This window comes from Actinoplanes sp. NPDC051633, assembly GCF_040681735.1.
Taxonomy (GTDB): Bacteria; Actinomycetota; Actinomycetes; order Mycobacteriales; family Micromonosporaceae; genus Actinoplanes.
This window is the reverse complement of the sequence record NZ_JBFAZH010001407.1, coordinates 1-1,795: the sequence shown is the minus strand read 5'-3', so window position 1 is coordinate 1,795 and position 1,795 is coordinate 1. Positions and strand designations below refer to the sequence as shown.

Genomic DNA, 1,795 nt, shown 5'->3' with positions numbered 1-1,795 from the left:
CGTGCGTGGGCTACCACTTTCTCCGGGGCGCGCCGAGAAATCTGGTGTGGGATGTCGAGAACGGCGTGGTCTGTTTCGACCGGTGGCCGCATCCGGGATCGGGCCCGGGCGAGAGGAGACCGACGTGAAATACATGATCATGATGTTCGGCGGGGTGGCCGAGTCGCTGGCCGGACGCAGCCCCGAGTGGGTCACGGCGATGCAGACCGAGATGATGCGGATGGACGGGGAGCTGCGCCGGTCGGGCGAAGCGGTCGAGAGCCGGCACCTGACCGATCCGACCGGGGCCACGACGGTACGGCTGATCGACGGCGCCCCCGCACCGACCGACGGGCCGTTCGCCGAGATCAAGGAGTCGCTGGCCGGCTACTGGGTCATCGAGGGGACGCACGAGCGGGCCGTCGAGATCGCCTCGCGGGTCGCCGCGGCCGTCGAATACCCGATCGAGGTGCGGCGGGTCATGGACGAGTCACCACCGCAGGACTGAGCGGGTGACGCCGACCGCGCCGTTCGAGGACCTGCTGCGCGAGCTGGCGCCGCAGGTCCTCGGCACCCTCGTGCGCCGGCACGGGCAGTTCGACGCGTGCGAGGACGCCGTACAGGAGGCACTGCTGGCCGCGGCCCTGCAGTGGCCGGCGGAGGGAGTGCCGGACCGGCCGCGCTCCTGGCTGACGACGGTCGCCGGCCGGGCACTGGTCGACCATTGGCGCAACGACAGCGCCCGGCGCCGCCGCGAGGCCAGCGCCGCGCTCGACCCGACCCACGACGCGCCGCCGGATCCGGACGACACGCTGGTGCTGCTCTTCCTGTGCTGCCACCCGGCGCTGTCGCCGCCGTCGCAGCTGGCACTGACGCTGCGGGCGGTCGGCGGGTTGACCACCGCACAGGTCAGCGCCGCGTTCCTTGTGCCCGAGGCCACGATGGCGCAGCGGATCGGCCGGGCGAAACAGCGCATCCGCGACGCCGGCGCGCGGTTCGAGCTGCCGGCCATCGGCGAACGGCCGGGGCGGCTCGGCGTCGTGCTGCACGTGCTGTATCTGATGTTCAACGAGGGATACACCGCAAGCTCGGGGCCGCGGCTCGACCGGCCGGCGCTGGCCGAGGAGGCGATCCGGCTCGCCCGGCTGCTGCACCGGCTGCTGCCGGCCGACGGAGAGGCGGCGGGCCTGCTGGCGTTGCTGCTGCTCACGCACGCCCGGCGGGCCGCCCGTACCGATATCGACGGGTCCCTGGTGCCGCTGGCCGAGCAGCGTCGCGAGCTGTGGGACGCGGCCGCCATCGCCGAGGGGCTGGCGCTGCTCACCCGTACGCTTGGCGCCGGCCCGATCGGGCAGTACCAGGTGCAGGCCGCGATCGCCGCCGTCCACGACGAGGCCGCGACGGCCGACGGCACCGACTGGCCGCAGATCCTCGCCCTCTACGACGTCCTCGTCCGCGTGGCGCCCGGCCCGGTGGTCACGCTCAGCCGCGCGGTCGCCCTCGCCATGGTGCACGGGCCGGCCGCCGGGCTGGCGGCGCTCGGCACCCTCGGCGCCGACGACCGGCTGGCGCACACGCACCGTCTCGAAGCCGTCCGAGCGCATTTGCTGGAGAAGGCCGGCGACCGGGAAGCGGCCCGGGACTGCTACCTGCGCGCGGCCCGGATGACGGCGAGCCTGCCCGAACAGCGATACCTGACCCGCCGAGCCGCCGGGCTCTGATCAGGCGCGGTCGCGCAGGACCAGAATTCACCCGAGCCGGTCCGTTGGGCGGAGACTGGTGGACGTGACCGTCGACGTGGTGACCGAGATCGTGA

At 73.5% G+C, this 1,795-nt stretch carries 2 protein-coding genes; both read left to right on the top strand.

What is annotated here, in order from left to right:
- Nucleotides 1-133 precede the first annotated feature (133 nt).
- A complete protein-coding gene (locus AB0M20_RS41490; protein ID WP_364306817.1) occupies nt 134-487 on the top strand; it encodes a YciI family protein in 354 nt (117 codons plus the stop codon).
- Nucleotides 488-491: 4 nt separating this feature from the next.
- Nucleotides 492-1,700 carry a DUF6596 domain-containing protein gene (locus AB0M20_RS41485; RefSeq protein WP_364306815.1) on the top strand — a complete coding sequence of 403 codons (1,209 nt, stop codon included), beginning with the start codon at nt 492-494 and terminating at the stop codon, nt 1,698-1,700.
- Nucleotides 1,701-1,795: the final 95 nt, after the last annotated feature.

Coding starts and splice junctions, on each gene's coding strand:
- AB0M20_RS41490 (WP_364306817.1), top strand. CDS start 134: ATGATCATGATGTTCGGCGGGGTGGCCGAGTCGCTGGCCGGACGCAGC.